This is a genomic window from Streptomyces sp. NPDC048389, assembly GCF_040706335.1.
In the GTDB taxonomy this organism is placed as follows: domain Bacteria; phylum Actinomycetota; class Actinomycetes; order Streptomycetales; family Streptomycetaceae; genus Streptomyces.
Genome location: NZ_JBEZKP010000020.1, coordinates 72,361 through 96,695 on the forward strand (window position 1 = coordinate 72,361; position 24,335 = coordinate 96,695).

Below are 24,335 nucleotides of genomic sequence, written 5' to 3' on the forward strand. Positions count from 1 at the left end.
TCTCACCGGCCGCTCAGACCTCGAGGACCTGGCGCTTGTTGTAGGTGCCGCAGCTGGGGCACGCGATGTGCTGCTGCTTCGGCTCCTGGCAACGCTCACACGAAACCAGGGTGGGGACCGCAGCCTTCCACTGCGACCGGCGGTGGCGCGTGTTGCTGCGCGACATCTTCCGCTTCGGAACAGCCACGGCTACTTCTCCTGCTTCTCGTCGACGCCCGCTTCGGCGCCGCCCATGTTGTCCTTCTCGCCGTCCTGAACGGTCTCGGCGAGTCCCTGCAGTGCCGCCCAACGAATGTCGACGGCGTCGTGGTGGTGGTCCGGGTTCTCGTCCAGCCTGACCCCGCACTCGGGGCACAGACCTTCGCAGGTCTCCCGGCACACCGGCTGCATCGGCAGTGCGAGCACCACCGCATCACGCAGCACGGATTCGAGGTCGAACAGGCCGTCCTCGAGAAAGAACCTGTCCTCGTCGTCCTCTTCGCCGTCGGCGGGCTCCGCGGTGCGGCCCCTGTCGTCGGCGTCGGGGTACGTGAACAGCTCCTGGAAGTCCGCGGCGACCTCATGGCGCAGCGGCTCCAGACACCTTACGCACTCCCCCTCGGCGCTCGCACGGGCGGTGCCTGTGACGAGCACACCTTCCATGACGGACTCGAGGCGGAGGTCCAGCTCCACCGGCGCGCCTTCCGGCACACCGACGACATCGGCGATGCCGAGGTCCTTGGGAGCTTCCACCGTGCGGGAGATCCGCTGGAGAGCGCCGGGCCGCCGCCCCAGCTCGTGCGTGTCGAACACGAGGGGGTTGCGATGGTCGAGGCGCGTGCTCAGGGGACTTCCTGCTTTCGGTTCGTGGGGAGGGCCGTCCCGGTTCGTGGAGCGAAGCGGGCAGCCGGGATCGCGGAACTACGCGCGACCGAAGAACCAGGGTACTTCAACAGCGGCGATAGACCCAATCCGGGGCCGCTCAGCGCCCCTGCTCGTACCGGTTCAGCTGCTCCAGGTCGATCATGCTGGTGTCGAAGAGGCTGGTCTCGTCCAGCGCGGCGCCCTGCTGCGACTGCGGCTGGTGCTGCGGCGCAGCCGACGGCTGCGGCGGGAGGGGCGGCTCGGGCTGTCCGTAGGTGTACACGTCCTGGTGCCGGTACTGCCCGTATGCCTGGTCCTGGTCCTGCCCGTACGCCTGGTCCCGGCCGTACGCCTGGTCCCGGTCCTGCCCGTACACCTGGTCCCGGCCGTATGCCTGCTCGTGGCCGTCGTAGCCCCCCGACGCGTACGGGTCGGGCTGCTGGTGGCCCGCGTACGCCTCCTGCGGCTGGTACGAGTAGAGGTCCGGTCGGGCGGGCGGCTGCGGCTCGGGCTGCGCCTGCTGGTAGGCGTAGGCGTCCGGCCGCTCGCGCTCGGAGGGCGGCTCGGCGATCTCCGCGAGGCCGGCGAGGTAGTCCGCGTCGCTCGTGTGCTGGTGGCCCGCGGCGTCCTGGGCGGCCATGTGCGCGCCGAGTTCGTCGGTGGCGATCCGTCCGTGCAGCTTCTGGCGGCCCCGGCCGACGGCGTCGAGTGTCTTGGAGAGCACGGCCTCGAAGGCGCCCAGCTTGGTGTCGACGTACTGGTCGGCACGCTGGATGAGCGTCTGCGGGTCGCTGCTGTGCTCCGGGGCGTCCTCGTCGGCGTAGCCCTGCTCGTCGAGACCCGGGCCCCGGCCGAGGAGCTTCTCGCGGCCGCGGTCGACCGAGCCGATGGTCTTGGTGAGGACGACCTCGAAGTTGGCGAGCTTGGAGTCGACGTAGTCGTCGGCCTCGGCGCGGATCTCGTCGGCCTCGCGGCGGGCCTCGGCGAGGATGCGGTCGGCCTCGTCCTGGGACTGACGGGCGATCTGGGTGTCCGAGATCAGGGAACCGCGCTCGGCGCGGGCGGACTCGATGATCCGCTCGGCCTCGCGGCGGGCCTGCTCGACGAGTTCCTCACGGCCGCCGATGAGCTCCTGGGCCTGGGCGAGGGAGCCGGGAAGCGCCTCGCGCACTTCTTCGAGCATGGCGAGCAGTTCGGCGCGGTTGACCACGCAGGACGCCGACATGGGCATGGAGCGGGCGCTCTTGACCGCTTCGACGATCTCGTCGAGCTTCTTCTGCACGTCCACCGTGGTTCGCCACTCTCTACTGCGGATTGGAGACGGACGGGCACGACTGTACGGGCAGTCCGCGGCCGCCCGACACCGGATGACGGATTGTCAGTCAGCCTTCTCCGCGAGCCGCTGGACGAGCGCCCGGTGGACCGTCGGCGGCAGCAGGTGGGAGACGTCGCCGCCCCAGGCCGCGACCTCCTTGACCAGGCTGGAGGAGAGGAAGCTGTAGGTCGGATTGGTGGGGACGAACAGGGTCTCCACCCCCGAGAGGCCGTTGTTCATCTGGGCCATCTGCAACTCGTAGTCGAAGTCGCTGACCGCGCGCAGCCCCTTGACGATCGCGGGGATGTCGCGTTCCTTGCAGAAATCGACGAGGAGGCCGTGGTGGGACTCCACCACGACGTTCCCGTATTCGCCGGTGACCTCGCGGATCATCTCCATCCGCTCGTCGACCGTGAACAGCCCCTGCTTTGACTTGTTGATCATCACCGCGACGTGTACGACGTCGTACAGCTTGGAGGCGCGGGCGATGATGTCGAGGTGTCCGTTGGTGATGGGGTCGAACGACCCCGGACAGACTGCGCGGCGCAACTGAAGTCCCTCGCTCTCCGGTCCGGTCATGGTGCGTCTTCGCACGTGGCGGCGCGACCGTACCAAAGCGTCCCCTCGCCGTAGCGCCGGGACCGCAGTGGCGTGAAGCCCATGGGCCACTTGAATTCTCCGCCTCTGGTGCTGCGCTCCACGGTGACGAGAGCATCGTCTGTGAGCCAGCCCTGAAGGCGGAGTGTGAGCAGGATCTCGCAGAGATCGTCATCGGTGACGGCGTACGGCGGGTCGAGAAAGACCACGTCGTAGGGGCTCTCCGGAGCCGGTCCTGTCACGATCTGTTCCGCCTTGCCGGTACGGACCTCCGCGCCGGGCAGACCGAGCGCTCGAACGTTCTCCCGTACGACCCGGGCCGCGCGGGCGTCCGCCTCGACGAGCAGGGCGTGGGACGCGCCACGGGACAGCGCCTCCAGGCCGACGGCGCCGGAGCCCGCGTACAGATCGGCGACGCGAATGCCCGCGATGGAGCCGAGCCGGGCCTCCCAGCTGGAGAACAGCCCCTCCCGGGCGCGGTCGGACGTGGGGCGGGTGCCGGTGCCGGGCGGGACGGCGAGGCGGCGTCCGCCGGCGATGCCGGCGATCACGCGGGTCATGAAGGGCCTCTCTGCCTCTCTGTGCGGGCTCAGCTCCTTGCGGGCTTGCCTCTGTGCGGGCTCAGCTCTGTGCGGGCTGACATCTTCCACGGGCCGGGCCGGGCCGGGGGCCGTGCCGGCCGACGGTGCCGGTCATCCGTACGGGTCGACGTGCCCAGTCTCTCAGCCCTTGTCGAGATACCGCTCGCGCTCCTTGTCGAGCAGGGCGTCCAGCGCGATTCGCAGCTCGGGCAGGTGTGCCAGCTCCGGGTCGGCGGCGACGACCGCGACCGCCTCCTTTCTGGCCGCCGCGATGACCTCCTCGTCCTCGATGACGGCGAGCATCCGCAGCGAGGAACGCACACCGGACTGGGCCTGGCCCAGGACATCGCCCTCACGGCGCTGTTCGAGGTCGATCCGGGAGAGCTCGAAGCCGTCGAGGGTCGCGGCGACTGCTGCCAGGCGCTGACGCGCCGGGCTCGCCTCCGGCATCTCGGTCACCAGCAGGCACAGCCCGGGTGCCGAGCCGCGGCCGACGCGGCCGCGCAGCTGATGGAGCTGCGAGACGCCGAACCGGTCGGCGTCCATGATCACCACGGCGGTGGCGTTGGGGACGTTCACGCCGACCTCGATGACGGTGGTGGCGACCAGGACGTCGACCTCCCCCGCCGCGAAGCGGCGCATCACCGCGTCCTTGTCGTCGGGCTGCATCCGCCCGTGCAGCACCTCCACGCGCAGCCCGCTCAACGGGCCCTTGGCGAGCAGGTCGGCGACGTCGACGACGGCGAGCGGCGGGCGCTTCTCCGCCTCGTCCTCGGCCGTCTTCTTCTGCTGCTCGTCTTCGTCGCCGATGCGGGGGCACACCACATATGCCTGGTGGCCGTTCTCCACCTCCTCGCGCACCCGCTCCCACGCGCGGGCGAGGAAGTGCGGCTTGTCGGCGGCCGGCACCACATGGCTGGCGATCGGGGAGCGACCCGCCGGCAGCTGGTCCAGGACGGACGTCTCCAGGTCGCCGAAGACGGTCATCGCGACCGTACGGGGAATGGGCGTCGCGGTCATGACCAGCAGGTGCGGCGGCTGCTTTCCCTTGGAACGCAGGGCGTCGCGCTGCTCCACGCCGAAGCGGTGCTGCTCGTCGACCACGACGAGGCCCAGGTCGTGGAACTGGACCTTGTCCTCGATCAGGGCGTGGGTGCCGATGACGATCCCCGCCTCACCGGTCACCAGGTCGAGCAGCGCGTGCCGGCGGGCCGCCGCGCCCATGGAGCCGGTCAGCAGGACGACCTTGGTGCCCTGCTCGGCGCCGCCGAGCATCCCGCCCTCCGCGAGTTCGCCCATCATCTCGGTGATCGAGCGGTGGTGCTGCTGCGCGAGGACCTCCGTGGGCGCGAGCATCGCGGCCTGGCCGCCCGCGTCGACCACGGCGAGCATCGCCCGCAGGGCGACCAGCGTCTTGCCGGAGCCGACCTCGCCCTGGAGGAGGCGGTGCATGGGGTGCTCGGTCGCCAGGTCGTCGAAGATCTCCTTGCTCACCGACTGCTGGCCTTCGGTGAGCGCGAAGGGGAGTTTGCCGTCGAACGCGTCGAGGAGTCCGCCGGGGACGGGGCGGCGCGCCACGGCGGGCAGCTGTGTGTCGGCGTACCGCCTGCGGGCGAGGGCGATCTGCAGGACGAACGCCTCGTCCCACTTGAGCCGCTCCCTGGCCGCCTCGATGTCCGCCTTGGTGCGCGGCCGGTGGATCTTGCGCAGGGCGTCCGGCAGGGCCGCCATGCCACGTCCCTCGCGCAACACGGGCGGCAGCGGGTCCACGGCCTCGACGGCCCGGTCCAGCACCGCGTCGATCGCCTTGGAGATCTTCCAGGACTCCAACTGCTTGCAGGCCGGGTAGATCGGGATGAGCTGGTTGGCGAAGGCGTCCACCGCGTCGGCCGCGCTCGCGGCGCCGCTGAGCGGCTCGTACGCCGGATGGGACAGCTGGAGTCTGCGGTTGAAGACGGAGACCTTGCCGGCGAACATCGCACGGGTGCCCGGCAGCAGGTCCTGATGTGGCTTGTGGACCCCCTTGCCGAAGAAGACCAGCTGGAGCCGGCCGCTGCCGTCGGTGATCGTCACCTCCAGCCGCCGTCCGCGGCCCTGGTTGAAGGTGTGGACCCGCGCGTCGGCGACCTGCGCCACCACTGTGACGTGCTCGTCGAGCGGCAGCTCCGACAGGGAGGTCAGCTCGCCGCGCTCCGCGTACCGCCGCGGGTAGTGGTGCAGCAGGTCACCGAGGGTGTGCAGATCGAGGTGCTCGGCCATCACCTTCGCGGTGGCGGCACCGAGCGTCTTCTTGAGGGGTTCGTCGAGCGCGGGCACGCGTTCCATTGCACACCACGCCACCGACAACCGTCGCGCACCTGTGGACAACTCCTGGTCAAGGCGGCGCCGCGAGCCCCGTCGCCCGAGCCGCAAGCCCCGTGCCGGCGGCCTACTCCACGCCGATCAGCAGCGGCGTCGCCCGGTCGCCGCCCTCGTACGCGATCGTGTCCACCGCCAGGTAGCCCTCACGGACATGGGCCTCCAGACGGGCCGACAGGCCCTTGGGGGCCGTGCCGCCGAGGACCAGAGTGACCAGCTCCCCGCCTGAGGAGAGCATGCGGTCCAGCAGGGTGAGGGCCGTCTCCGTGAGGTCCTCGCCGATCACCGCGACGTCGCCGTCGATCAGGCCCAGTACGTCGCCGGCCTGGCAGACGCCCGCCGAGGTCCACGACTGGCGTTCCGCCACGGCGAGTTCGGCGTAGCGCGTCGCTCCGGCGGCGGCCGTCATGGCGACGACGTCCTCGTCGAAGCGGCGGTCCGGGGCGTGGACCGCGAGGGCCGCGATGCCCTGGACCGCGGAGCGGGTGGGGATGAGGGCGACGCGGACGCCCTCCGCCCGGGCCTGTTCGGCTGCCGCGGCCGCCGTGTGGCGCAGGGCCGTGTCGTTGGGGAGGAGAACCACCTCGCGGGCGTGTGCCCGGCGGATCGCCTCGACGAGTTCCCCGCTGCCCGGCGGCTCCCCGGCTCGGGTGAGGACCGTGGTCGCGCCGGCCTCGCCGCAGAGCGCGGCGAGCCCTTCTCCCTGCACCACGGCGACGACGGCCCGCTGCGCCTGCTCACGGAGATCGGGGCCCGTCTCGGCCACCGTGTCGAAGTGCGTGATCCGGATCCGGTACGGCCGGCCCGCCTCGACGCCTGCTTCCACCGCCGCTCCCGCGTCGTCGACGTGGACATGGACGTTCCACAGACCGTCGCCGCCGCCGACGACGAGCGAGTCGCCGAGGCCGTCGAGCCGGCCGCGGAGCCGGGCGACGGCCTGGTCGTCCGCCTCCAGGAGGTAGATCACCTCGAAGGCGGGGCCGCCGTCGGCGCAGGAGTCGGCGGCCGGCGGGTCCTGCGGTAGCGACCGGGCCGGGCGGCTGGGGAGGAGCGCGGGAACCTGCGGCGCCTCACCGCAGACCGCTTGGACGAGGGCCCCGAGGACTATCAGCAGGCCGCGCCCGCCCGCGTCCACGACCCCCGCGCGGTCCAGTACGGCGAGCTGCCCCGGTGTGGCGTCCAGCGCGGCGCGGGCACCGGCGTACGCCGCGCGTACGGCATCGGCGGGGGCACTCCCACCGGCCGGGGCCCCCTCCGGACTCCCCGCCGCGGCTCCCGCGGCTTCCGCCGCCGCCCTGGCGACGCTGAGGATGGTGCCTTCCACGGGGTGCGCGACCGCCTCGCGGGCCAGTTCGGCGGCCCGCCGCAGGGCCCCGGCGAGGTGGTCGCCGTCGCCGATCCGCTCGGCCATACCGCGCAGGAGCTGCGCCAGGATCGTCCCCGAGTTCCCGCGGGCGCCGATGAGGGCCCCGTGGGCCATCGCCCGGACCACATCGGTGAGGGCGGGTGCCGAGCCGCCGGTCTCATGAGCGGCGAACACCGCTTCCACGGCCTGGACGGCCGATTCCACGGTCAGATACAGATTCGTGCCGGTGTCCCCGTCGGCGACGGGGTACACGTTGATCGCGTCGATCGCCTCGCGCTCCCGGCCCAGGGACTCCAGCGCCAGTGAGCACCAGGCGCGTACGGCCGAGGCGTCGAGACTCTGCGGCACCGGATGGTCCTCCTTGTGCGGCCGGGCAGGGCCTGGTCGGCCGCACGGGGCTGCGGCCGTGGGGCTGCGGGTCGTCCCGCAGCGTAGACCGGGGCGGGGTCGGGGCCGGACCGGGGCCGGCCGGTGCATGCTGGTTTCGTGTCTCGGAGACAGTGGATGTATGCTGCTCCAGTTGCCCGATGAGAATCGGGCCATTCCCCCGGCAAGCCACTTCAGATCTCTGATTCCGGCGCGCCGGATTTCACTGTAAGTGCATCTGAAGTCTTTGGAGTGACCCGTGGCTGCCAACTGCGACGTCTGCGGCAAGGGGCCGGGCTTCGGCAACAACATTTCGCACTCGCACCGCCGTACGTCTCGTCGCTGGAACCCGAACATCCAGCGTGTGCGTGCAGTGGTCGGTCGGACGCCGAAGCGGCTCAACGTCTGCACCTCGTGCATCAAGGCCGGCAAGGTCTCGCGCTAAGTGATGCTCCCCGCGTCAGCGGGGATGTCCTGCCGACGCCTCGTCGTAGCGCAGCCCCTGCGGTTGCCTTGAAAGCCGGTCCACCTCGGTGGACCGGCTTTCGCCTTTCCTGCCCTGTTCCGGTGATCCGGCGGCCCTCGGCACGGGCTCTACGCCTCCCGGCCCAAGCGCCAGCCGTGGTCCACCGGCCCGATGCCCGCGCCCAGCGCGAAGCCTGCCTCGATGGCCCCGGTGACGTACTCCTTGGCCGTACGGACCGCCGCCGGCACGGTCAGGCCCTTCGCCAGACCCGATGCCACCGCGGCGGCGAGCGTGCACCCCGTCCCGTGCGTATGGCGGTTGTCGTGCCGGGTGGCGCGCAGCCACAGCTCCACGCCGCCGTCCGTGAGCAGGTCCACCGCGTCACCGGGCAGATGACCGCCCTTGACCAGGACCCAGCGCGGCCCGAAGCCGAGGACGGCGTCGGCGGCCCTGCGCATGTCCGGCTCGCCCCGGACCTCGATCCCGGTCAGCTGAGCCACCTCGTCCAGGTTGGGCGTGGCCACGGTGGCCGTGGGTAGCAGCTTGCTCCGTACGGAGTCGAGCGCGGAGGCCGCGAGCAGCGGATCACCGTGTTTGGAGACGCCCACCGGGTCGACGACGACGGGCGCCTGCGTGCCGGCGAGCAGCTCCGCGACCGTCTCGACGAGTTCGGCGGAGGAGAGCATGCCGGTCTTCACGGCCTGGACGCCGATGTCGTCGACGACGCTCCGGTACTGGGCGCGTACCGCCTCGACGGGCAGTTCCCACGCGCCCTGGACACCCAGGGAGTTCTGCGCGGTGACGGCGGTCAGCACGCTCATGCCGTGCACGCCGAGGGCCAGCATGGTCTTGAGGTCGGCCTGGATACCGGCACCGCCGCCGGAGTCGGACCCGGCGACGGTGAGCACGCGAGGGGGTGTGTCCATACCCGCGAATCTACTTGCCGTCCTCGATGTCCCCGAAGTGGTCCCAGCCGCTCGTGTCGGTCCACGGCGCCCCGTCGACGGTCACCTGCGGCAGCGCGGACGGGTTGAGCACCTCGCCGATGATCTTCCAGCGGGCGGGCAGCTTGGCGTCCGGCGGGAAGGTCGCGACGATCGCGTGGTCCTCTCCCCCGGTCAGCACCCACTGGAGCGGGTCGACGCCGACCGCCTGGCCGATGTCGTTCATCTGCGAGGGGATGTCGATCTGACCGGACCGCAGATCGATCCGGACCTTGCTGGCCTCCGCGATGTGCCCGAGGTCGGCGACCAGTCCGTCGCTGATGTCGCACATGGCGGTGGCGCCGAGCCCGGCGGCGGCGGGGCCCGCGTGGTACGGCGGTTCCGGCCGGCGGTGTGCCTCCACGAAGGCGCGCGGGGAGCGGAAGCCTCGTGAGAGGACCGCGTGGCCGGCCGCGGACCAGCCCAACCAGCCCGTGTAGGCGACGACATCTCCGGGCTGCGCGCCGCCGCGGGTGACCGGTTCGCGGTTGCGCAGGTCCCCGAGGGCGGTGATCGCGATGGTGATCGTGTCACCACGCACGACGTCGCCGCCGACCACGGCCGCCCCGGCGACCTGGCACTCGTCGCGGATGCCGTCCATGAGCTCGGTGGCCCAGGTCACCGGGAGTTCGGCGGGGACGACGAGTCCGAGGAGCAGGGCGGTCGGGACGGCCCCCATCGCGGCGATGTCCGCGAGGTTCTGCGCGGCGGCCTTGCGTCCCACGTCGTACGCGGTGGACCAGTCGCGGCGGAAGTGCCGCCCCTCCAGCAGGATGTCCGTGCTGGCCACGACCCGCCGGTCGGGCGCGGCCACGACCGCGGCGTCGTCGCCGGGCCCGATCCGTACCGCGGGGGTGGTGGTGAGCTTGGAGGTGAGCTCCCTGATGAGGCCGAACTCCCCCAACTCGCTCACTGTTCCCTTCACCGAGTCACCTCTCCTTGTCGTGGCCGCCGCGGGCTGCTTCCGCGGTCGCGAGCCGCCACCGCTGTCGGTACCGTCATCAGACACGTCAACTTCTGTTCGCCGTACACCGCGCTGCGGGCGCCGCCCGCCGCGAGGGTCTCCCCGCAGCCCGCGACGACGCGATACCGTGGCGACCCCTCTTCCCGGGATCTCCCCACCGCTGGTAGGGGACATGATCCTCGTGCCGAGCTGGAGGCTCCGTGGTACAGGCGTACATCCTCATTCAGACCGAAGTGGGCAAGGCGTCGATCGTCGCCGAGACCATCGCAAAGATCCCCGGAGTGATCCAGGCCGAGGATGTGACCGGCCCGTACGACGTGATCGTGCGCGCGCAGGCCGACACCGTCGACGCGCTGGGTCGCATGGTGGTCGCCAAGGTCCAGCAAGTGGACGGCATCACCCGGACTCTGACCTGCCCCGTCGTACACCTGTAGCCCCCGTCTACGCTTGGCCGGTGACGTCCTTCCGCCGCCGGCCCCTGTTCCTGTCCGCTGTCGCCGTGCTGGTCGCCGCCGCGGGCTGCTCCTCCACGGACGCCTCGGCGCCGATCGCGGTTCCCAGCCCTCCGGCCGAGGAGGCAGCCCTGTGCCGCGCACTGGACGGTGAGCTGCCGGACTCGGTGGACGGGCACGACCGCGACGACCCCGAGCCGTCGTCCGAACTGACCGCCGGCTGGGGCGACGCCGCGATCGTACTGCGCTGCGGTGTGCCCCGGCCGACGGGGATGAGCGATCCGCAGGGGCAGGGGGTCGATGTGGACGGGGTCAACTGGCTGCTGGAGGAGCGTGAGGCCGGTCCACGGTTCACCACCACGTACCGCGAAACGTATGTGGAGGTCACCCTCGGCGCGAGCTACATGCACGACATCGGCCCGCTGACGGATCTGGCCGGGCCCGTCAAGAAGACGGTCCCGGCCTCGCTTTGATCCGTGCCGCCCTGCCGCGGGCAGCGGCCTATCGCAGCCCCGTCGAGCGGGTCAGCGCGGCCTGGATCAGGCGGTCCACCAGCTCGGGGTAGGGCACGCCACTCTCCTGCCACATCCGCGGATACATGGAGATCGGGGTGAAGCCGGGCATGGTGTTGATCTCGTTGATGACGAACTCGCCGTCCTCTGTGAGGAAGAAGTCCGCCCTGACCAGTCCCTCGCACGAGGCCGCGTCGAACGCCGCGACGGCGAGCCGCTGCACCTGCGCGGTCTGCTCCTCGGTCAGCGGTGCGGGCACCAGGCCGGCCGCGGAGTCGATGTACTTCGCCTCGAAGTCGTAGAAGTCGTGGGCCGTGACCGGCGGGATCTCGGCCGGCACGCTGGCGCGCGGACCATCCTCGAACTCGAGCACACCGCACTCGATCTCACGGCCGCGCAGCAGCGACTCCACGAGGATCTTGGGGTCGTGGCGCTGTGCCTCCGCGATCGCGTCGTCGAGGCCGGCGAGGGAGTCGACCTTGGTGATGCCCATGGAAGAGCCGCCTCTGGCGGGCTTCACGAACAGCGGCCAGCCGTGCTCGCCGGCGAAGTCGACGATCTTCTTCCGGGCCGCTGCCGGGTCGTTCGCCCACTCACGCGGCCGGATCACCTCGTACGGGCCGACCGGCAGGCCGAAGGAGACGAAGACGCGCTTCATGTACTCCTTGTCCTGGCCCACCGCCGAGGCGAGCACGCCGGAGCCGACGTACGGGACGCCGGAGAGCTCCAGCAGACCCTGGAGGGTGCCGTCCTCGCCGTACGGGCCGTGCAGCATCGGGAAGACGACGTCGACCTCGCCCAGCACCTTGGGCACGGAGCCCGGCTCGCTGTAGACGACCTCGCGGCTGCCGGGATCGACGGAGAGCACCACGCCCCCCTCGTCGGACTCCGCGAGCTCGTCGACGTTCGGCGTGCGGCGGTCGGTGATCGCCATGCGGTCCGGTTCGTCGGCGGTGAGCGCCCAGCGGCCGTCGGCGGTGATGCCGATCGGCAGGACGTCGTACTTGGTCCGGTCGACGGCCCGCAGCACCGCGCCCGCGGTGACCACGGAAATCCCGTGTTCGGAGCTGCGGCCGCCGAAGACGACCGCCACGCGCGGCTTGCGGAGCTGCTGCTCGGGGCTCTGGGGGAGGTTCTCGGTGCTCATATCGCGATGAGACTACCCGCTGGTTCGAACGACGTCAGCGCCGCTCGGGCTTGGCGGCGCGGGACATCAACTCCTTGAGAGCGACGACCGGCGGCTTCCCCTCGTGGACGATGCCGACGACCGTCTCTGTGATGGGCATGTCGACGCCGTGCCTGCGGGCGAGGTCGAGCACCGACTCGCAGGACTTGACCCCCTCCGCCGTCTGCTCGGTGACCGCGATGGTCTGCTCGAGCGTCATGCCGCGGCCCAGATTGGTGCCGAAGGTGTGGTTGCGGGACAGCGGCGACGAGCAGGTGGCCACCAGGTCGCCGAGCCCGGCGAGTCCGGAGAAGGTGAGCGGGTCGGCGCCCATCGCGAGGCCGAGGCGGGTGGTCTCGGCGAGGCCGCGGGTGATCAGCGAGCCCTTGGCGTTGTCGCCGAGCCCCATGCCGTCGGCGATGCCCACGGCGAGCCCGATCACGTTCTTGACCGCGCCGCCCAGTTCGCAGCCGACGACGTCGGTGTTGGTGTAGGGGCGGAAGTACGGGGTGTGGCAGGCGGTCTGAAGCCGCCGGGCGACCGCCTCGTCACGGCAGGCGACCACGGCGGCGGCGGGCCGGCGCTGGGCGATCTCCTTGGCGAGGTTGGGCCCGGTGACCACGGCGACGCGCTCGGCGGGCACCCGGGCGACCTCCTCGACGACCTCGCTCATCCGCTTGGCGGTGCCGAGTTCGACGCCTTTCATCAGGGAGACGAGCACGGTACCGGCGGGCAGTTCCGGCGCCCAGAGGGCGAGGTTGGCGCGCAGGGTCTGGGACGGGACGGCAAGGACGGTGAAGTCCGCGCCGTGCAGCGCCTCGGCCGGGTCGGTGGTGGCCCGGAGGTTCTGCGGGAGTTCGATCCCGGGCAGATAGTCGGGGTTGGTGCGGGTCGTGTTGACCGCGTCGACCAGGTTCTCGCGGCGGCCCCAGAGGGTGACCTCGCACCCGGCGTCGGCGAGCACCATGCCGAACGCCGTGCCCCACGAGCCCGTTCCGAAGACGGCCGCCTTGACGGACTGTGTCACTTCGCTTCCTCCCCTGCTGCCTTGCGGCGCTGCTCCGCGCGGACTTCGCGCAGGTCGAACGGCCTCGAAGGCGCTTTCTCGCCACGCAGGTCCTCGAGCTCCCGGGTGATCGCGGCCATGATGGCCTCGGTGGCAGCCTTGAGGACGTCGGGCGTGGGCTCCATGCCGTAGAAGCGCGCGAGGTCGACCGGCGGTCCGGCCTGCACCTGCAGTGTCTTGCGCGGAAAGAGCCGCACCTTGTTCTCCTTGGCGTACGGCGGCATCGCCAAGTTGGCCCCCCACTGGGCGACGGGGATGACGGGTGCCCTGGTCTGCAGCGCGGCCCGTGCCACGCCCGTCTTGGCGGTCATCGGCCACATGCCCGGGTCGCGAGTGAGGGTGCCTTCGGGGTAGAAGGCGACGCATTCGCCGCGTTCGACGGCGTCGACGGCGGCGCGGAAGGCGCCGACGGCGTTGGAGGACTCGCGGTAGACGGGGATCTGGCGGGTGCCCCGCAGCAGAAGCCCCACGCCGGGCGTCTTGAAGAGAGCAGCCTTCGCCAGGAAGCGCGGAACCCTTCCGGTGTTGTACTGGAAGTGGCCGTACGAGAACATGTCGAGGTACGAATTGTGGTTGACGGCGGTGATGAATCCGCCCTCGGCCGGAATGTGTTCCATTCCCCGCCAGTCCCGCCTGAACAGAAGCAAGAGCGGCGGCTTCGCGATGACCGCGGCCAGGCGGTACCAGAAGCCGATTCTGCGGCGGGACACTCGGACACCTTCCTCTACGACCGGGCCATTGCCTGGCTGCTGGGGGTCAAGTGTCGCCCCCGGCCTCTGGTCTGTCGAGAACACGGTACGCCCCGGCCGCCGCCCCTCCGCCGGGGCCTTCTCCGGCTCGGGCGACAATGGGCCCGATGCGCATGGACTCGGAGTTCGTCCTCAACACTGAGCCGCTCCCCGCTCCCGCCCTGCTCTGGTCCCTGGTCGTTCCGCTGAAACCACTGGCCCTGGCGAAGAGCAGACTGGCGGGGGCGGCGGACGGCGGACTACGGCCCCGTCTCGCCCTCGCCTTCGCCCAGGACACCGTGGCGGCGGCGCTGGCGTGCCCGGCCGTGCGGGATGTGGTGGTCGTCACGGACGACCGGGCCGCGGCGGCCGGGCTGGGCGCGCTGGGGGCGCGGATCGTGCCGGACTCCCCCGCGGCCGGCCTGAACGCGGCGCTGGCGCACGGTGCCCGCGCGGTGCGGTCGGCACGTTCACCGGCAGCGGTCGCGGCCCTCAACGCCGACCTGCCCGCATTGCGTGCCGGCGAATTGGGCAGGGCGCTCGCGGCCGCTTCGGCATTTTCCCGGGCATTTCTGCCGGATGCCACCGGAATCGGCACGACTTTGCTCTGCGCCAGGCCCGGCAGTGAATTGCGGCCCGCTTTCGGCGGCCCTTCACGCCGTGCGCATTTGGCTTCCGGCGCGGTGGAAATCCCTTCCGACGGGGTGGATTCCGTACGGCAGGACGTGGACACGGCCGACGATCTGGCGGCCGCGCTCGCGCTGGGCGTGGGCCCGTACACCGCACGGCGCCTCGCGGCCGGCGGCGGCACGGCACGCGCCGGTCACCGGGCGGAGGTTCCGCGGCGGACGGTCCCCGGCGGAAGCGGCCCGGGGGACCACTAGTGCCGCGACGGGCGATGTCTGCCCGTCGAGGAGCGTCGTCCGGTGCGTGCGATCGCAAGGCGACCGGAAGTCCTTGTGGCGGAGCCACCAGGGCTTTCTGCCGACGCGGCGAGCGCGTGTGCCGGACGGCGCGACAGGGCGGAACTCGCCGGGAGGGGCACTAGGCTGGCGGGCATGCAGGCGACCTCGTACACATACGACCCGGAGACCCGCAGCGGGAGTGTGCTGCTGGACGACGGCACCCCGGTCGAGTTCGACGCGGCGGCCTTCGACGCGGGCGGCCTGCGGCTGCTGCGGCCCGGGCAGCGGGTGCGGATCGAGACCGAGGGCGAGGGCGAGAGCCGCCGCATCACGCTGGTGACGCTGTACACGTTCTGAGGCGCCCGCGACGGCACACGCCGCGGGCCGGTCTCCACGAAGGAGACCGGCCCGGCGCGTGAGTGGCTGTGCGGCCAGGGGCCGCTTGCTTCATGGGGCGTCGGCGCCCGCGCTGCTACTTCTTCCTCGCCGTGGTCTTCTTGGCAGTGGTCTTGCGGGCCGTGGCCTTCTTGGCCGGCGCCTTCTTGGCCGTGGCCTTCTTGGCCGGGGCGGTCTTCTTCGCCGCGGTCTTCTTGGCCGTGGTCTTCGCCGGGGTCGCCTTCTTCGCGGCCGCCGTCGTCTTGGCGGTCGTCTGCTTCGCGGTGGTCTTCTTGCCGGCCGCGGTCGTCTTCTTGGCGGCCGTCTTCTTACCGGCCGCGGTGGTCTTCTTGGCCGCGGTCCGCTTCGCCGCGGCCTTCTTCGCCGCCGACTTGGCGATGGTGGGGGCCGGGCCGGAGAGGCTGCCCTTGGGTGCCTTCTTGACGGCGACCTCGCCACCCTTGGGCAGCTTCTTCGAGCCGCTCACCAGGTCCTTGAAGCCCTGCCCGGCACGGAACCGCGGGACGGACGTCTTCTTCACCCGCACACGCTCGCCCGTCTGCGGGTTGCGGGCGTAACGGGCGGGGCGGTCGACCTTCTCGAACGAGCCGAAGCCGGTGACCGACACCCGGTCTCCGGCGACCGTTGCGCGGACGATCGCGTCAAGCACCGCGTCGACAGCGTCCGCGGCCTGCTGCCGGCCGCCGAGCTTGTCGGCAATCGCTTCTACGAGCTGCGCCTTGTTCACGTCTTCCCCTTCGGAGACATTTGGCCGGAACGATGGCGTCCTGGCTTTTTCGCACGTTAGGCAGATATATACCGCAAATCAAACACGAAACGGGCTAATCACCCTAGTGCCGCAACGAAGTCGACCGTGGCGGAGTTCTTCAGGTCAGTCACCTTCAGGGAAACGGCCCTCGTCGAGGTCCTTCATCAACCGGTCCAGACGCCTTGCCGCATCCGGGAGATCGTGCTTCGTGGCCGCCGTGACGACCAGCAGCTTTCTGGAGAGCGCCATCCTCACACCCTCCGGCACGTGCAGTTCACGCACCTTCGCGTGCGCTTCCTTCAATCGGGCCGCGACTTCCGCACAGAGCTCGAGTTGACTGTCGCGTTCCATGCACCGATTGTGCCATCTGGGGCGAGTTGTCGCCCCCCAGGACCTCAACATACGACTGCGCCCCCCACCGTCGGGTGGGGAGCGCAGTTCGGGAAAGCCGCTGCTCAGACCTCCAGCGTACGGGGCTTGAAAGCCGGTCGGCCCGCCTCGTAGGCCGCGATGTCCGCTTCGTTCTGAAGGGTGAGGCTGATGTCGTCCAGACCGTTCAGCAGCCGCCAGCGGGCGTTCTCGTCGAGCTCGAAGTCCGCGGTTACTCCCGGCGCGAGGACCTGTCGCTTCTCCAGGTCGACCGTGATCGAAACGGTCGGGTCAGCCTCGGTCAGCTCCCACAGCGCGTCCACGACGGACTGTTCGAGAACCACCGTCAGCAGGCCGTTCTTGAGGGAGTTGCCACGGAAGATGTCGGCGAACCGAGAGGAGATCACCGCCTTGAAGCCGTAGTTCTGCAGGGCCCAGACGGCGTGCTCGCGAGACGAGCCGGTGCCGAAGTCGGGGCCGGCGACGAGCACCGAGGCGCCCTGGCGCTCAGGGCGGTTGAGGACGAAGTCGGCGTCCTTGCGCCATGCCTCGAACAGACCGTCCTCGAAGCCGTCGCGGGTGACCTTCTTCAGCCAGTGCGCGGGGATGATCTGGTCGGTGTCGACGTTGCTGCGGCGCAGCGGAACGGCCCGGCCGGTGTGTGTGGTGAAGGCTTCCATCGTGTTCAGACTCCGGCGGGCGCAGGGGTTTCGGACAGGTCGGCGGGCGAGGCGAGGTGGCCGAGGACCGCGGTGGCGGCGGCGACCTGCGGCGAGACGAGGTGCGTACGGCCGCCCTTGCCCTGCCTGCCTTCGAAGTTGCGGTTCGAGGTGGAGGCGGAACGCTCACCGGGAGCCAGTTGGTCGGGGTTCATGCCCAGGCACATGGAGCAGCCCGCGTGCCGCCATTCGGCGCCGGCGTCCTTGAAGACCTTGTCCAGGCCCTCCTCCACGGCCTGCAGCGCGACCCGGACGGAGCCGGGCACGACGAGCATCCGTACTCCCTCGGCGACTTTGCGGCCACCCAGGATGCCGGCGGCCGAGCGCAGGTCCTCGATTCGGCCGTTGGTGCAGGAACCTACGAAGACGGTGTCGACCTTGATGTCGCGCAGCGGCTGCCCGGCGGTCAACCCCATGTACTTCAGGGCGTTTTCCGCGGCGAGGCGCTCCGAAGCGTCCTCGTACGAAGCGGGATCGGGGACGTGCGCCGACAGGGGCGCGCCCTGACCGGGGTTGGTCCCCCAGGTGACGAACGGGGCCAGTTCGGAGGCGTCGATGAAGACCTCGGCGTCGAAGACGGCGTCGTCGTCGGTGCGCAGCGTCTTCCAGTACTCGACCGCCGCGTCCCAGTCCTCGCCCTTCGGGGCGTGGTCGCGGCCCTGCAGGTAGTCGAAGGTGGTGCGGTCCGGGGCGATCATGCCCGCGCGGGCGCCGGCCTCGATCGACATGTTGCAGATGGTCATCCGTGCTTCCATCGACAGCTTCTCGATGGCCGATCCGCGGTACTCGAGGATGTAGCCCTGGCCGCCGCCGGTGCCGATCCTGGCGATGATGGCGAGGATCAGGTCCTTGGCGGTGACATCGTCGGGCAGCTCGCCCTCGACGGTGATCGCCATGGTCTTCGGGCGGGCCATCGGCAGCGTCTGGGTCGCCAGTACGTGCTCGACCTGGGAGGTGCCGATGCCGAAGGCCAGCGCGCCGAAAGCGCCGTGCGTCGAGGTGTGGGAGTCTCCGCAGACGACGGTGGTACCGGGCTGGGTCAGACCCAGCTGGGGGCCGACGACGTGCACCACGCCCTGCTCGACGTCACCGAGAGGGTGCAGCCGTACGCCGAAATCCGCGCAGTTCTTGCGCAGCGTCTCCAGCTGGACGCGGGAGACGGGGTCGGCGATGGGCTTGTCGATGTCGAGGGTGGGGGTGTTGTGGTCCTCGGTCGCGATGGTGAGGTCGAGGCGGCGCACCGGCCGGCCGTTCTTCCGCAGACCGTCGAACGCCTGGGGGCTGGTCACCTCGTGCAGCAGATGCAGATCGATGAAGAGGAGGTCGGGCTCGCCCTCGGCGCGCCGGACGACATGGTCGTCCCAGACCTTCTCCGCGAGTGTCCTACCCATCGCTTTCCCTCCGGCCGGCTGTGCCGCCGACACATCTAGAGATCTTGTGCAGTGCCCGTTGGTCCGCGGGCCGCCACTACAGCGTGGCAAGTTCTCGAGCAAATTGAACTTGCGTTTCACAGAGTGAGACGCGAGTATCGTTGCATGGACAACTCTAGCGGCGTCGGCGTCCTCGACAAGGCAGCCCTTGTCTTGAGCGCCCTGGAGTCCGGTCCGGCCACCCTCGCGGGGCTGGTCGCGGCCACGGGACTCGCACGACCTACAGCACATCGCCTGGCAGTGGCTCTGGAGCACCACCGTATGGTGGCGCGCGACATGCAGGGCCGTTTCATCCTCGGACCGCGGCTTGCGGAGCTCGCCGCCGCGGCGGGCGAGGACCGGCTGCTGGCCACGGCCGGGCCCGTACTCACACATCTGCGCGACGTGACCGGCGAGAGCGCGCAGCTCTACCGCAGGCAGGGCGACATGCGCATCTGCGTGGCGGCGGCCGAGCGGCTGTCCGGACTGCGGGACACCGTGCCGGTGGGCTCCACGCTCACGATGAAGGCAGGCTCCTCGGCCCAGATCCTGATGGCCTGGGAGGAGCCCGAGCGCCTCCACCGCGGACTGCAGGGCGCGCGCTTCACGGCGACCGCCCTGTCCGGCGTTCGGCGCCGGGGCTGGGCCCAGTCGATCGGTGAGCGCGAGCCGGGCGTGGCCTCGGTGTCCGCGCCCGTCCGCGGGCCCTCGAACCGCGTGGTCGCCGCCGTCTCGGTCTCCGGACCGATCGAGCGCCTGACCCGCCACCCGGGCCGTATGCACGCCCAGGCCGTCATCGACGCGGCCGGCCGCCTCAGCGAGGCGCTGCGCCGCAGCGGCTGATCTCTTCACCCTCGTACGTCCGCACCGGCCGGCCCCTTCAACGCCGCAGGGGCCGGCCGGACGTGTTTCCGGTCCCGGGCGGGTGCAGCATGGAGACAGTGGGAAGCAACGACGCGCGAGCGACGGAGGTGCGGGACCGATGACCGAGTTCATGGACGTACACCGCGGAATGAAGGGCATCACGAGCGAACAGCTGATGGAGGCGCACAACGCGGACCTGGCGATCGAGGGCGAGGAGCGTGTGCACTTCAAGCAGGCGTGGGCGGACCCGGAGACGGGCGTCGTCTACTGCCTGTCCGAGGCACCGTCGGCGGACGCCGTGCAGCGTATCCACGAACGCACGGGCCACCCGGCGGACGAGATCCACCCGGTGCCGCTCACCGTCTGACCCTCGCCCTCTCCTGCCGTCGGCAGCTGGAGCGATCGTGGCCGGAGAACGCCGAAGGGGCCTCCCGACTACTCGGAAGGCCCCTTCGGACTCTGTACCCCCGACCGGATTCGAACCGGCGCTACCGCCTTGAGAGGGCGGCGTGCTAGGCCGCTACACAACGGGGGCCTGCATCCTGCGACGCGCTGGGCTACCAGGACTCGAACCTAGACTAAATGAACCAGAATCACTCGTGCTGCCAATTACACCATAGCCCATGGTGGTATAGACCAGTACCCCCGACCGGATTCGAACCGGCGCTACCGCCTTGAGAGGGCGGCGTGCTAGGCCGCTACACAACGGGGGCCCTAGCGATCCTCACCCGGCGGTGAAGCCGGATGTTGTCACCGCGATGCCGTCGGGTGCGACCCTGAGGACTTCGCGGGATGGATCTGTACCCCCGACCGGATTCGAACCGGCGCTACTGCCTTGAGAGGGCAGCGTGCTAGGCCGCTACACAACGGGGGCTTTGCAGATAAGCTCTGCGAGCTGGCCTACCAGGACTCGAACCTAGACTAACTGAACCAGAATCAGTCGTGCTGCCAATTACACCATAGGCCACCAAAACTCAACCCCCGAGCGGGGGTCCAGTTCGGTCTGCGCTTCCGGCTTCCGGGCTTTCGGCCCGCTCCCCTTGGCGCAGGAAGAACATTACCCGAAGGTGGACGGCGCTCCAAAACGGGTATCGCCGCGCAGCAGCGCGGGCAACTCGTCGAGCCCGGTGATCCGTACCAGCTCCGGCCGCCCGCCGAGCCCGCCGCGATCGAGCCAGATGCCGACGAGCCCCGCCTCGACGGCCCCGCGGGCGTCGATGTCGGGCTGGTCCCCCACGTACGCGACCTCGGCGGGAGCCAGTCCCATGGCCTCGCAGGCGGCCAGGAAGGCACCGGACTCCGGCTTGGAGATCCCGATATCGACGGCGCACACGACGGTCTCGAATCGCTCCCGCACCCCCAGGGTGCGCAGCTTGCGCTCCTGGTGGTGGAGGCTCGAATTGGACAGGACGCCGTGACGATAGTCACCGGCGAGAAGATCAAGTACGGGCACGGTGTCGGGAAAGAGCGACCACGCCGCCTCGTAGTGCACCACGTGCCGCCCGAACCACTCGTCGGCCTCGGCGTCACTCATGCCGGGCATCCCGAGGAACTCCCGCACCCGGTCGCCCCGCTGACCCTGGAAATCGGTGAGACCGTCGGCGACCCGGGCCCAGTGGACATCGGTGATCCGCTTCCACGCGACGAGTGCGTCCTCGACGGTCGCGTACCCGTCGGGCAGACCCTCGCGCTCCAGGTGCCTGCTCATGCCGATCCGGTCGGCGCCCGCGTAGTCGAAGATCGTGTCGTCGATGTCCCAGAGCACGGCGCGGATCGGCATGCCGCCGAGATTACTCGGCGGGACCCGGCTCCGGAATGCCGCGTCAGGGGGCCACGTCAGGGGGCCACGTCACCTCATGGGACGTCGTCCGCCGAGGGGACGACGAAGAAGTCCGTGACGAAGCAGGTGACGGCCCCGTCCGCGTCGCGGCCGACCCAGGTCGGGTAGGCACCGTCGCCCCAGCCGGACATGAACGCGACCAACTGGTGGCCCGTGTCGGGAGCGGTGATCGTGTGCGGGCCGAGGTAGGAGTCGCCGCCCGCGCCGAAGGCGTCCCACAGGGGGCCCTTGTCGCCCACGCAGTCGGGGAAGGACTCGTCGCAGGCCGCGTCGTAGAAGCAGCCGGTGCCGGCGTCGACCCCGTAGGCGAAGAACTCGTCGTCGGCCAGCTCCGCCGGGTCCTGGCCGGCCTGGTGGGCGATCTCCCAGGACACGGCGTGCGTCTCCTTGATCACCAGCCGGGCGGCGGCGATCCGCAGGTGCGGCGGCTCCTCGCCGGCGAGCTCCTCGTCGGGCTCGCTGATCGCGGCGACCGCGCACTCGACGCGGTAGCGGCCGGGTGCGACGTCCGCGGTGAACGGCTCGGACTCGCCGGTGCCGAGCGCGACGAACGGGTCGCAGGCCACGACCTTGCCCGTGGGCAGCCACAGTTCACCGGCGGGGGCCAGGGACATGGTGCCGCTCTGTCCACCCCCGCCCTCGAACCGGTTGCCCGGCGTGAAGTGCCAGGAGAAGTCGGGCGCGCGCATGGGCATGAAGGTCCCCCAGGGAGCCGTGTGGTTCGGGATCACCGCGAACACTAGTCCCAGGCGCGGGCAACGCCGCAGGGGCGGCAGCGGGTTGCGGCTGCCCCCGCTTGTGCATCCGGCCTCGGTCGCCGCCCTGCACGAGACGTTCCAGGCGCAGCCGGCATTCGGGCACTCGCGCGGCATGATGGTGCTCGACAGTCGTACAGCACCGGGAGGGGCGGCAGTCGGACCGGTTGCCGCCCCTCCCGTACGTCCGGCGACCGGCTACGCGGCGAGCTTCGCCAGGGCCGCGTCGATGCGAGTCAGCGTCTTCTCCTTGCCCAGGATCTCAAGGGACTCGAAGAGCGGCAGACCGACCGTGCGGCCGGTGACGGCGACGCGGACCGGGGCCTGGGCCTTGCCGAGCTTCAGGCCGTGCTCCTCGCCGGCGGCCAGGACGGCCTCCTTGAGGGACTCGGGGCTGCTCCAGTCGGCGGCCTCGAGCCTGGCGCGGGCGGTGGTGAGCAGGGCCACCGGGTCGCCCTTCATCGCCTTCGTCCAGGACGCCTCGTCCTCGACGGGCTCGTCCAGGAAGAGGAAGTCGACGTTCGCCGTGATGTCCGAGAGGACCGTCAGGCGGGTCTGGGCGTGCGGGGCGATGGCCTCCCACGCGGCGCGGTCGAAGTTCTCCGGCGCCCAGTTGGCGTGGGGCGCCTGCAGCCAGGGCTCGCATGCCTCGGTGAACGCCTTCACGTCGAGCATGCGGATGTGGTCGGCGTTGATCGCCTCGGCCTTCTTGAGGTCGAAGCGTGCCGGGTTGGCGTTGACGTCCGGGAGGTCGAACTTCGCCACCATCTCGGGGATGGTGAAGATGTCCTGGTCGGCGGAGAAGGACCAGCCGAGCAGCGACAGGTAGTTGAGCAGGCCCTCGGGGAGGAATCCGCGCTCCCGGTAGAGGTTGAGCGACGCCTGCGGGTCGCGCTTGGAGAGCTTCTTGTTGCCCTCTCCCATGACGTACGGCAGGTGGCCGAAGGAGGGGATCTCCTTGGCGATGCCGAGCTCGATCAGCGCCTTGTAGAGCGCGATCTGGCGGGGGGTGGAGGACAGCAGGTCCTCGCCGCGCAGGACGTGGGTGATCTCCATCAGCGCGTCGTCGACCGGGTTGACCAGCGTGTACAGCGGGGCGCCGTTGGCGCGGACGATCCCGTAGTCCGGGACGTTGTCCGGGGTGAAGGTCAGTTCGCCGCGCACCAGGTCCGTGAAGGTGATCGGCTCCTCCGGCATCTTGAAGCGGACGATCGAGTCGCGGCCCTCGGCGTCGTACGCCGCCTTCTGCTCGGCGCTCAGCGTGCGGCACTTGCCGTCGTAGCCGGACGGCTTGCCGGCGGCGCGGGCGGCGTCGCGGCGGGCCTCGAGCTCCAGGGCGGTGCAGTAGCAGTGGTAGGCGTATCCGCCGGCGAGCAGCTTCTGTGCGACGTCCTGGTAGGTGTCCATCCGCTGCGACTGGCGGTAGGGGGCGTGCGGGCCGCCGACTTCGGGGCCCTCGTCCCAGTCGAGGCCGAGCCAGCGCATCGAGTCGAGCAGCTGCTCGTACGACTCCTCGGAGTCGCGGGCCGCGTCGGTGTCCTCGATGCGGAAGACCATGGTGCCGCCGGTGTGCCGGGCGTAGGCCCAGTTGAACAGCGCGGTGCGGACCAGGCCCACATGGGGGTTGCCGGTCGGGGAGGGACAGAAACGTACGCGGACGGAGCCGTTAGCCACGCTTGATCACCTTGTTGGTGAGAGTGCCGATACCTTCGATGGTGACGGCGACCTCGTCGCCGACGTTGATCGGGCCCACCCCCGCGGGGGTGCCCGTGAGGACGACATCGCCCGGGAGCAGCGTCATGGCCTCGGTGATGTACACGATCAGGTCCTCGACGGACCGGACCATCTCGCTGGTGCGCCCCAGTTGGCGCTGTTCGCCGTTGACCGTGCACTGGATGGTCACGTCGGCGGGGTCGAGGTCGGTCTCCACCCAGGGGCCGAGCGGGCACGAGGTGTCGAAACCCTTGGCCCTGGCCCACTGCTTCTCGCGCTTCTGCGCGTCGCGCGCGGTGACGTCGTTGGCGCAGGTGTAACCGAGGATCACGTCCTTGACGCGTTCACGCGGCACCTCGCGGCACATACGGCCGATGACGACGGCGAGCTCGGCCTCGTGGTGCAGCTCGTTCGAGAACGAGGGGTACTCGATGGCGTCCCCGGAACCGATCACCGAGGTGGTGGGCTTGAAGAAGGCGACGGGTACGTCGGGGACCTCGTTGCCGAGCTCCGCCGCGTGCTCCGCGTAGTTGCGGCCGATGGCCACGACCTTGTTGGGAAGCACCGGCGGGAGCAGCCGGACCTTGCTCAGCGGGACCTTGGTGCCGGAGAGCTCGAAGTCGGCGTACGGAATGCCCTTGATGATGTCGAGGACGAGGCCGTCGGGCCCGTTCTCGACCGCGCCGAAGGCGACATTGCCGTCGATGGAGAACCTGGCGATGCGCACGGGATGCTGTCGCCCCTCACTTCACTTGGTCGCTGGCCGGAGACTGACGCTCCAGGCTAACGCGGTGAGGGGCCGCCCTTCGTCCGCATGACCGCGGGCCCGTCCGTCGGGAGGCCACGTCGGATCCC

27 protein-coding genes and 5 tRNA genes are annotated in these 24,335 nt (G+C 70.5%); 7 read left to right on the forward strand and 25 right to left on the reverse strand.

Annotated elements, in window-relative coordinates:
- Positions 1–13: 13 nt before the first annotated feature.
- From rpmF to AB0903_RS16645, 7 genes are all read right to left on the reverse strand, one after another.
- On the reverse strand, positions 14–187 hold the full coding sequence (gene rpmF / locus AB0903_RS16615; protein ID WP_026165248.1) for a 50S ribosomal protein L32: 174 nt from the start codon (positions 185–187) through the stop codon (positions 14–16).
- A 2-nt stretch (positions 188–189) separates the two neighbouring features.
- The gene (locus AB0903_RS16620) at positions 190–825 is read right to left on the reverse strand and encodes a DUF177 domain-containing protein (protein ID WP_366703374.1); all 636 of its coding nucleotides are present in this window, start codon (positions 823–825) and stop codon (positions 190–192) included.
- Between the two features lie 136 nt (positions 826–961).
- Entirely contained in the window at positions 962–2,131 is a 1,170-nt protein-coding gene (locus AB0903_RS16625) for an ATP synthase F0 subunit B (protein WP_366703329.1), read from the reverse strand.
- A 90-nt stretch (positions 2,132–2,221) separates the two neighbouring features.
- Positions 2,222–2,707, reverse strand: coding sequence for a pantetheine-phosphate adenylyltransferase (coaD, locus tag AB0903_RS16630; RefSeq protein WP_366703376.1), 486 nt, complete (start codon positions 2,705–2,707; stop codon positions 2,222–2,224).
- A 26-nt stretch (positions 2,708–2,733) separates the two neighbouring features.
- Positions 2,734–3,315: a 16S rRNA (guanine(966)-N(2))-methyltransferase RsmD gene (gene rsmD / locus AB0903_RS16635; RefSeq protein WP_366703331.1), complete on the reverse strand. Its 582-nt coding sequence runs from the start codon at positions 3,313–3,315 to the stop codon at positions 2,734–2,736.
- A gap of 162 nt (positions 3,316–3,477) precedes the next feature.
- A complete protein-coding gene (gene recG / locus AB0903_RS16640) occupies positions 3,478–5,661 on the reverse strand; it encodes an ATP-dependent DNA helicase RecG (protein WP_366703333.1) in 2,184 nt (727 codons plus the stop codon).
- A gap of 103 nt (positions 5,662–5,764) precedes the next feature.
- Positions 5,765–7,408, reverse strand: a complete 1,644-nt coding sequence (locus tag AB0903_RS16645) for a DAK2 domain-containing protein (protein WP_366703335.1) — start codon at positions 7,406–7,408, stop codon at positions 5,765–5,767.
- A 277-nt stretch (positions 7,409–7,685) separates the two neighbouring features.
- On the opposite strand from AB0903_RS16645, the gene rpmB reads away from it, so the two are divergent.
- Positions 7,686–7,871: a 50S ribosomal protein L28 gene (gene rpmB / locus AB0903_RS16650; protein ID WP_003957616.1), complete on the forward strand. Its 186-nt coding sequence runs from the start codon at positions 7,686–7,688 to the stop codon at positions 7,869–7,871.
- Between the two features lie 149 nt (positions 7,872–8,020).
- Here rpmB and thiD read toward each other — a convergent pair whose 3' ends face one another.
- Positions 8,021–8,818, reverse strand: coding sequence for a bifunctional hydroxymethylpyrimidine kinase/phosphomethylpyrimidine kinase (gene thiD / locus AB0903_RS16655; protein ID WP_366703337.1), 798 nt, complete (start codon positions 8,816–8,818; stop codon positions 8,021–8,023).
- A gap of 10 nt (positions 8,819–8,828) precedes the next feature.
- Positions 8,829–9,800: a thiamine-phosphate kinase gene (locus tag AB0903_RS16660; RefSeq protein ID WP_366703339.1), complete on the reverse strand. Its 972-nt coding sequence runs from the start codon at positions 9,798–9,800 to the stop codon at positions 8,829–8,831.
- Positions 9,801–10,039: 239 nt separating this feature from the next.
- Between AB0903_RS16660 and AB0903_RS16665 the strand changes: the two genes are divergently transcribed.
- Both AB0903_RS16665 and AB0903_RS16670 read left to right on the forward strand, forming a co-directional pair.
- Complete coding sequence (locus AB0903_RS16665; RefSeq protein WP_264247468.1) at positions 10,040–10,273, forward strand: Lrp/AsnC ligand binding domain-containing protein; 234 nt, start codon at positions 10,040–10,042, stop codon at positions 10,271–10,273.
- A gap of 20 nt (positions 10,274–10,293) precedes the next feature.
- Complete coding sequence (locus AB0903_RS16670; RefSeq protein ID WP_366703341.1) at positions 10,294–10,764, forward strand: DUF3515 domain-containing protein; 471 nt, start codon at positions 10,294–10,296, stop codon at positions 10,762–10,764.
- A gap of 28 nt (positions 10,765–10,792) precedes the next feature.
- On the opposite strand, the gene AB0903_RS16675 is transcribed toward AB0903_RS16670, so the two are convergent.
- From AB0903_RS16675 to AB0903_RS16685, 3 genes are read right to left on the reverse strand one after another with little or no spacing between them, the layout of a single operon-like run.
- Complete coding sequence (locus AB0903_RS16675) at positions 10,793–11,950, reverse strand: D-alanine--D-alanine ligase family protein (protein ID WP_366703342.1); 1,158 nt, start codon at positions 11,948–11,950, stop codon at positions 10,793–10,795.
- Between the two features lie 34 nt (positions 11,951–11,984).
- Positions 11,985–12,995, reverse strand: coding sequence for an NAD(P)H-dependent glycerol-3-phosphate dehydrogenase (locus AB0903_RS16680; RefSeq protein ID WP_366703344.1), 1,011 nt, complete (start codon positions 12,993–12,995; stop codon positions 11,985–11,987).
- Positions 12,992–13,744, reverse strand: coding sequence for a lysophospholipid acyltransferase family protein (locus AB0903_RS16685; RefSeq protein ID WP_366703346.1), 753 nt, complete (start codon positions 13,742–13,744; stop codon positions 12,992–12,994). The genes AB0903_RS16680 and AB0903_RS16685 overlap by 4 nt, the downstream gene beginning before the upstream one ends.
- A 146-nt stretch (positions 13,745–13,890) precedes the next feature.
- Here AB0903_RS16685 and cofC point away from each other — a divergent pair, with 146 nt between their 5' ends.
- Together cofC and AB0903_RS16695 are read left to right on the forward strand one after the other, a co-directional pair.
- Positions 13,891–14,646, forward strand: coding sequence for a 2-phospho-L-lactate guanylyltransferase (gene cofC / locus AB0903_RS16690; protein ID WP_366703348.1), 756 nt, complete (start codon positions 13,891–13,893; stop codon positions 14,644–14,646).
- A gap of 174 nt (positions 14,647–14,820) precedes the next feature.
- Positions 14,821–15,024, forward strand: coding sequence for a hypothetical protein (locus AB0903_RS16695; RefSeq protein WP_264247461.1), 204 nt, complete (start codon positions 14,821–14,823; stop codon positions 15,022–15,024).
- Between the two features lie 115 nt (positions 15,025–15,139).
- Here the strand turns inward: AB0903_RS16695 and AB0903_RS16700 are convergent, their stop codons facing one another.
- The 4 genes from AB0903_RS16700 to leuC form a co-directional block, all read right to left on the reverse strand.
- On the reverse strand, positions 15,140–15,790 hold the full coding sequence (locus AB0903_RS16700; protein ID WP_366703350.1) for an HU family DNA-binding protein: 651 nt from the start codon (positions 15,788–15,790) through the stop codon (positions 15,140–15,142).
- A 144-nt stretch (positions 15,791–15,934) separates the two neighbouring features.
- The gene (locus AB0903_RS16705) at positions 15,935–16,162 is read right to left on the reverse strand and encodes a hypothetical protein (protein WP_366703352.1); all 228 of its coding nucleotides are present in this window, start codon (positions 16,160–16,162) and stop codon (positions 15,935–15,937) included.
- Positions 16,163–16,266: 104 nt separating this feature from the next.
- Positions 16,267–16,860: a 3-isopropylmalate dehydratase small subunit gene (gene leuD / locus AB0903_RS16710; RefSeq protein ID WP_366703354.1), complete on the reverse strand. Its 594-nt coding sequence runs from the start codon at positions 16,858–16,860 to the stop codon at positions 16,267–16,269.
- 5 nt (positions 16,861–16,865) lie between these two features.
- Positions 16,866–18,290: a 3-isopropylmalate dehydratase large subunit gene (gene leuC / locus AB0903_RS16715; protein WP_366703356.1), complete on the reverse strand. Its 1,425-nt coding sequence runs from the start codon at positions 18,288–18,290 to the stop codon at positions 16,866–16,868.
- Between the two features lie 144 nt (positions 18,291–18,434).
- Here leuC and ndgR point away from each other — a divergent pair, with 144 nt between their 5' ends.
- Positions 18,435–19,151: an IclR family transcriptional regulator NdgR gene (gene ndgR / locus AB0903_RS16720; protein ID WP_058942291.1), complete on the forward strand. Its 717-nt coding sequence runs from the start codon at positions 18,435–18,437 to the stop codon at positions 19,149–19,151.
- 139 nt (positions 19,152–19,290) lie between these two features.
- Entirely contained in the window at positions 19,291–19,539 is a 249-nt protein-coding gene (locus AB0903_RS16725; RefSeq protein ID WP_366703358.1) for an SCO4226 family nickel-binding protein, read from the forward strand.
- 95 nt (positions 19,540–19,634) lie between these two features.
- On the opposite strand, the gene AB0903_RS16730 is transcribed toward AB0903_RS16725, so the two are convergent.
- The 9 genes from AB0903_RS16730 to AB0903_RS16770 form a co-directional block, all read right to left on the reverse strand.
- A tRNA-Glu gene (locus AB0903_RS16730) sits at positions 19,635–19,707 on the reverse strand.
- A gap of 17 nt (positions 19,708–19,724) precedes the next feature.
- Positions 19,725–19,796, reverse strand: a tRNA-Gln gene (locus tag AB0903_RS16735).
- A gap of 16 nt (positions 19,797–19,812) precedes the next feature.
- Positions 19,813–19,885 (reverse strand) — tRNA-Glu (locus AB0903_RS16740).
- An 88-nt stretch (positions 19,886–19,973) separates the two neighbouring features.
- Positions 19,974–20,046 (reverse strand) — tRNA-Glu (locus AB0903_RS16745).
- A gap of 21 nt (positions 20,047–20,067) precedes the next feature.
- A tRNA-Gln gene (locus tag AB0903_RS16750) sits at positions 20,068–20,139 on the reverse strand.
- 90 nt (positions 20,140–20,229) lie between these two features.
- Positions 20,230–20,952 carry an HAD family hydrolase gene (locus AB0903_RS16755; RefSeq protein WP_366703360.1) on the reverse strand — a complete coding sequence of 241 codons (723 nt, stop codon included), beginning with the start codon at positions 20,950–20,952 and terminating at the stop codon, positions 20,230–20,232.
- A gap of 74 nt (positions 20,953–21,026) precedes the next feature.
- Positions 21,027–21,707, reverse strand: coding sequence for a DUF4241 domain-containing protein (locus tag AB0903_RS16760; protein ID WP_366703362.1), 681 nt, complete (start codon positions 21,705–21,707; stop codon positions 21,027–21,029).
- Positions 21,708–21,965: 258 nt separating this feature from the next.
- Positions 21,966–23,441, reverse strand: a complete 1,476-nt coding sequence (gltX, locus tag AB0903_RS16765) for a glutamate--tRNA ligase (protein ID WP_366703364.1) — start codon at positions 23,439–23,441, stop codon at positions 21,966–21,968.
- Entirely contained in the window at positions 23,434–24,207 is a 774-nt protein-coding gene (locus AB0903_RS16770) for a fumarylacetoacetate hydrolase family protein (protein ID WP_366703366.1), read from the reverse strand. The genes gltX and AB0903_RS16770 overlap by 8 nt, the downstream gene beginning before the upstream one ends.
- Positions 24,208–24,335 lie beyond the last annotated feature (128 nt).

Coding starts and splice junctions, on each gene's coding strand:
- leuD (WP_366703354.1), bottom strand. CDS start 16,860: ATGGAAGCCTTCACCACACACACCGGCCGGGCCGTTCCGCTGCGCCGC.
- leuC (WP_366703356.1), bottom strand. CDS start 18,290: ATGGGTAGGACACTCGCGGAGAAGGTCTGGGACGACCATGTCGTCCGG.
- AB0903_RS16755 (WP_366703360.1), bottom strand. CDS start 20,952: ATGCCGATCCGCGCCGTGCTCTGGGACATCGACGACACGATCTTCGAC.
- AB0903_RS16705 (WP_366703352.1), bottom strand. CDS start 16,162: ATGGAACGCGACAGTCAACTCGAGCTCTGTGCGGAAGTCGCGGCCCGA.
- cofC (WP_366703348.1), top strand. CDS start 13,891: ATGCGCATGGACTCGGAGTTCGTCCTCAACACTGAGCCGCTCCCCGCT.
- AB0903_RS16760 (WP_366703362.1), bottom strand. CDS start 21,707: ATGCCCATGCGCGCGCCCGACTTCTCCTGGCACTTCACGCCGGGCAAC.
- recG (WP_366703333.1), bottom strand. CDS start 5,661: ATGGAACGCGTGCCCGCGCTCGACGAACCCCTCAAGAAGACGCTCGGT.
- rsmD (WP_366703331.1), bottom strand. CDS start 3,315: ATGACCCGCGTGATCGCCGGCATCGCCGGCGGACGCCGCCTCGCCGTC.
- thiD (WP_366703337.1), bottom strand. CDS start 8,818: ATGGACACACCCCCTCGCGTGCTCACCGTCGCCGGGTCCGACTCCGGC.
- AB0903_RS16675 (WP_366703342.1), bottom strand. CDS start 11,950: ATGAGCACCGAGAACCTCCCCCAGAGCCCCGAGCAGCAGCTCCGCAAG.
- AB0903_RS16695 (WP_264247461.1), top strand. CDS start 14,821: ATGCAGGCGACCTCGTACACATACGACCCGGAGACCCGCAGCGGGAGT.
- ndgR (WP_058942291.1), top strand. CDS start 18,435: ATGGACAACTCTAGCGGCGTCGGCGTCCTCGACAAGGCAGCCCTTGTC.
- AB0903_RS16725 (WP_366703358.1), top strand. CDS start 19,291: ATGACCGAGTTCATGGACGTACACCGCGGAATGAAGGGCATCACGAGC.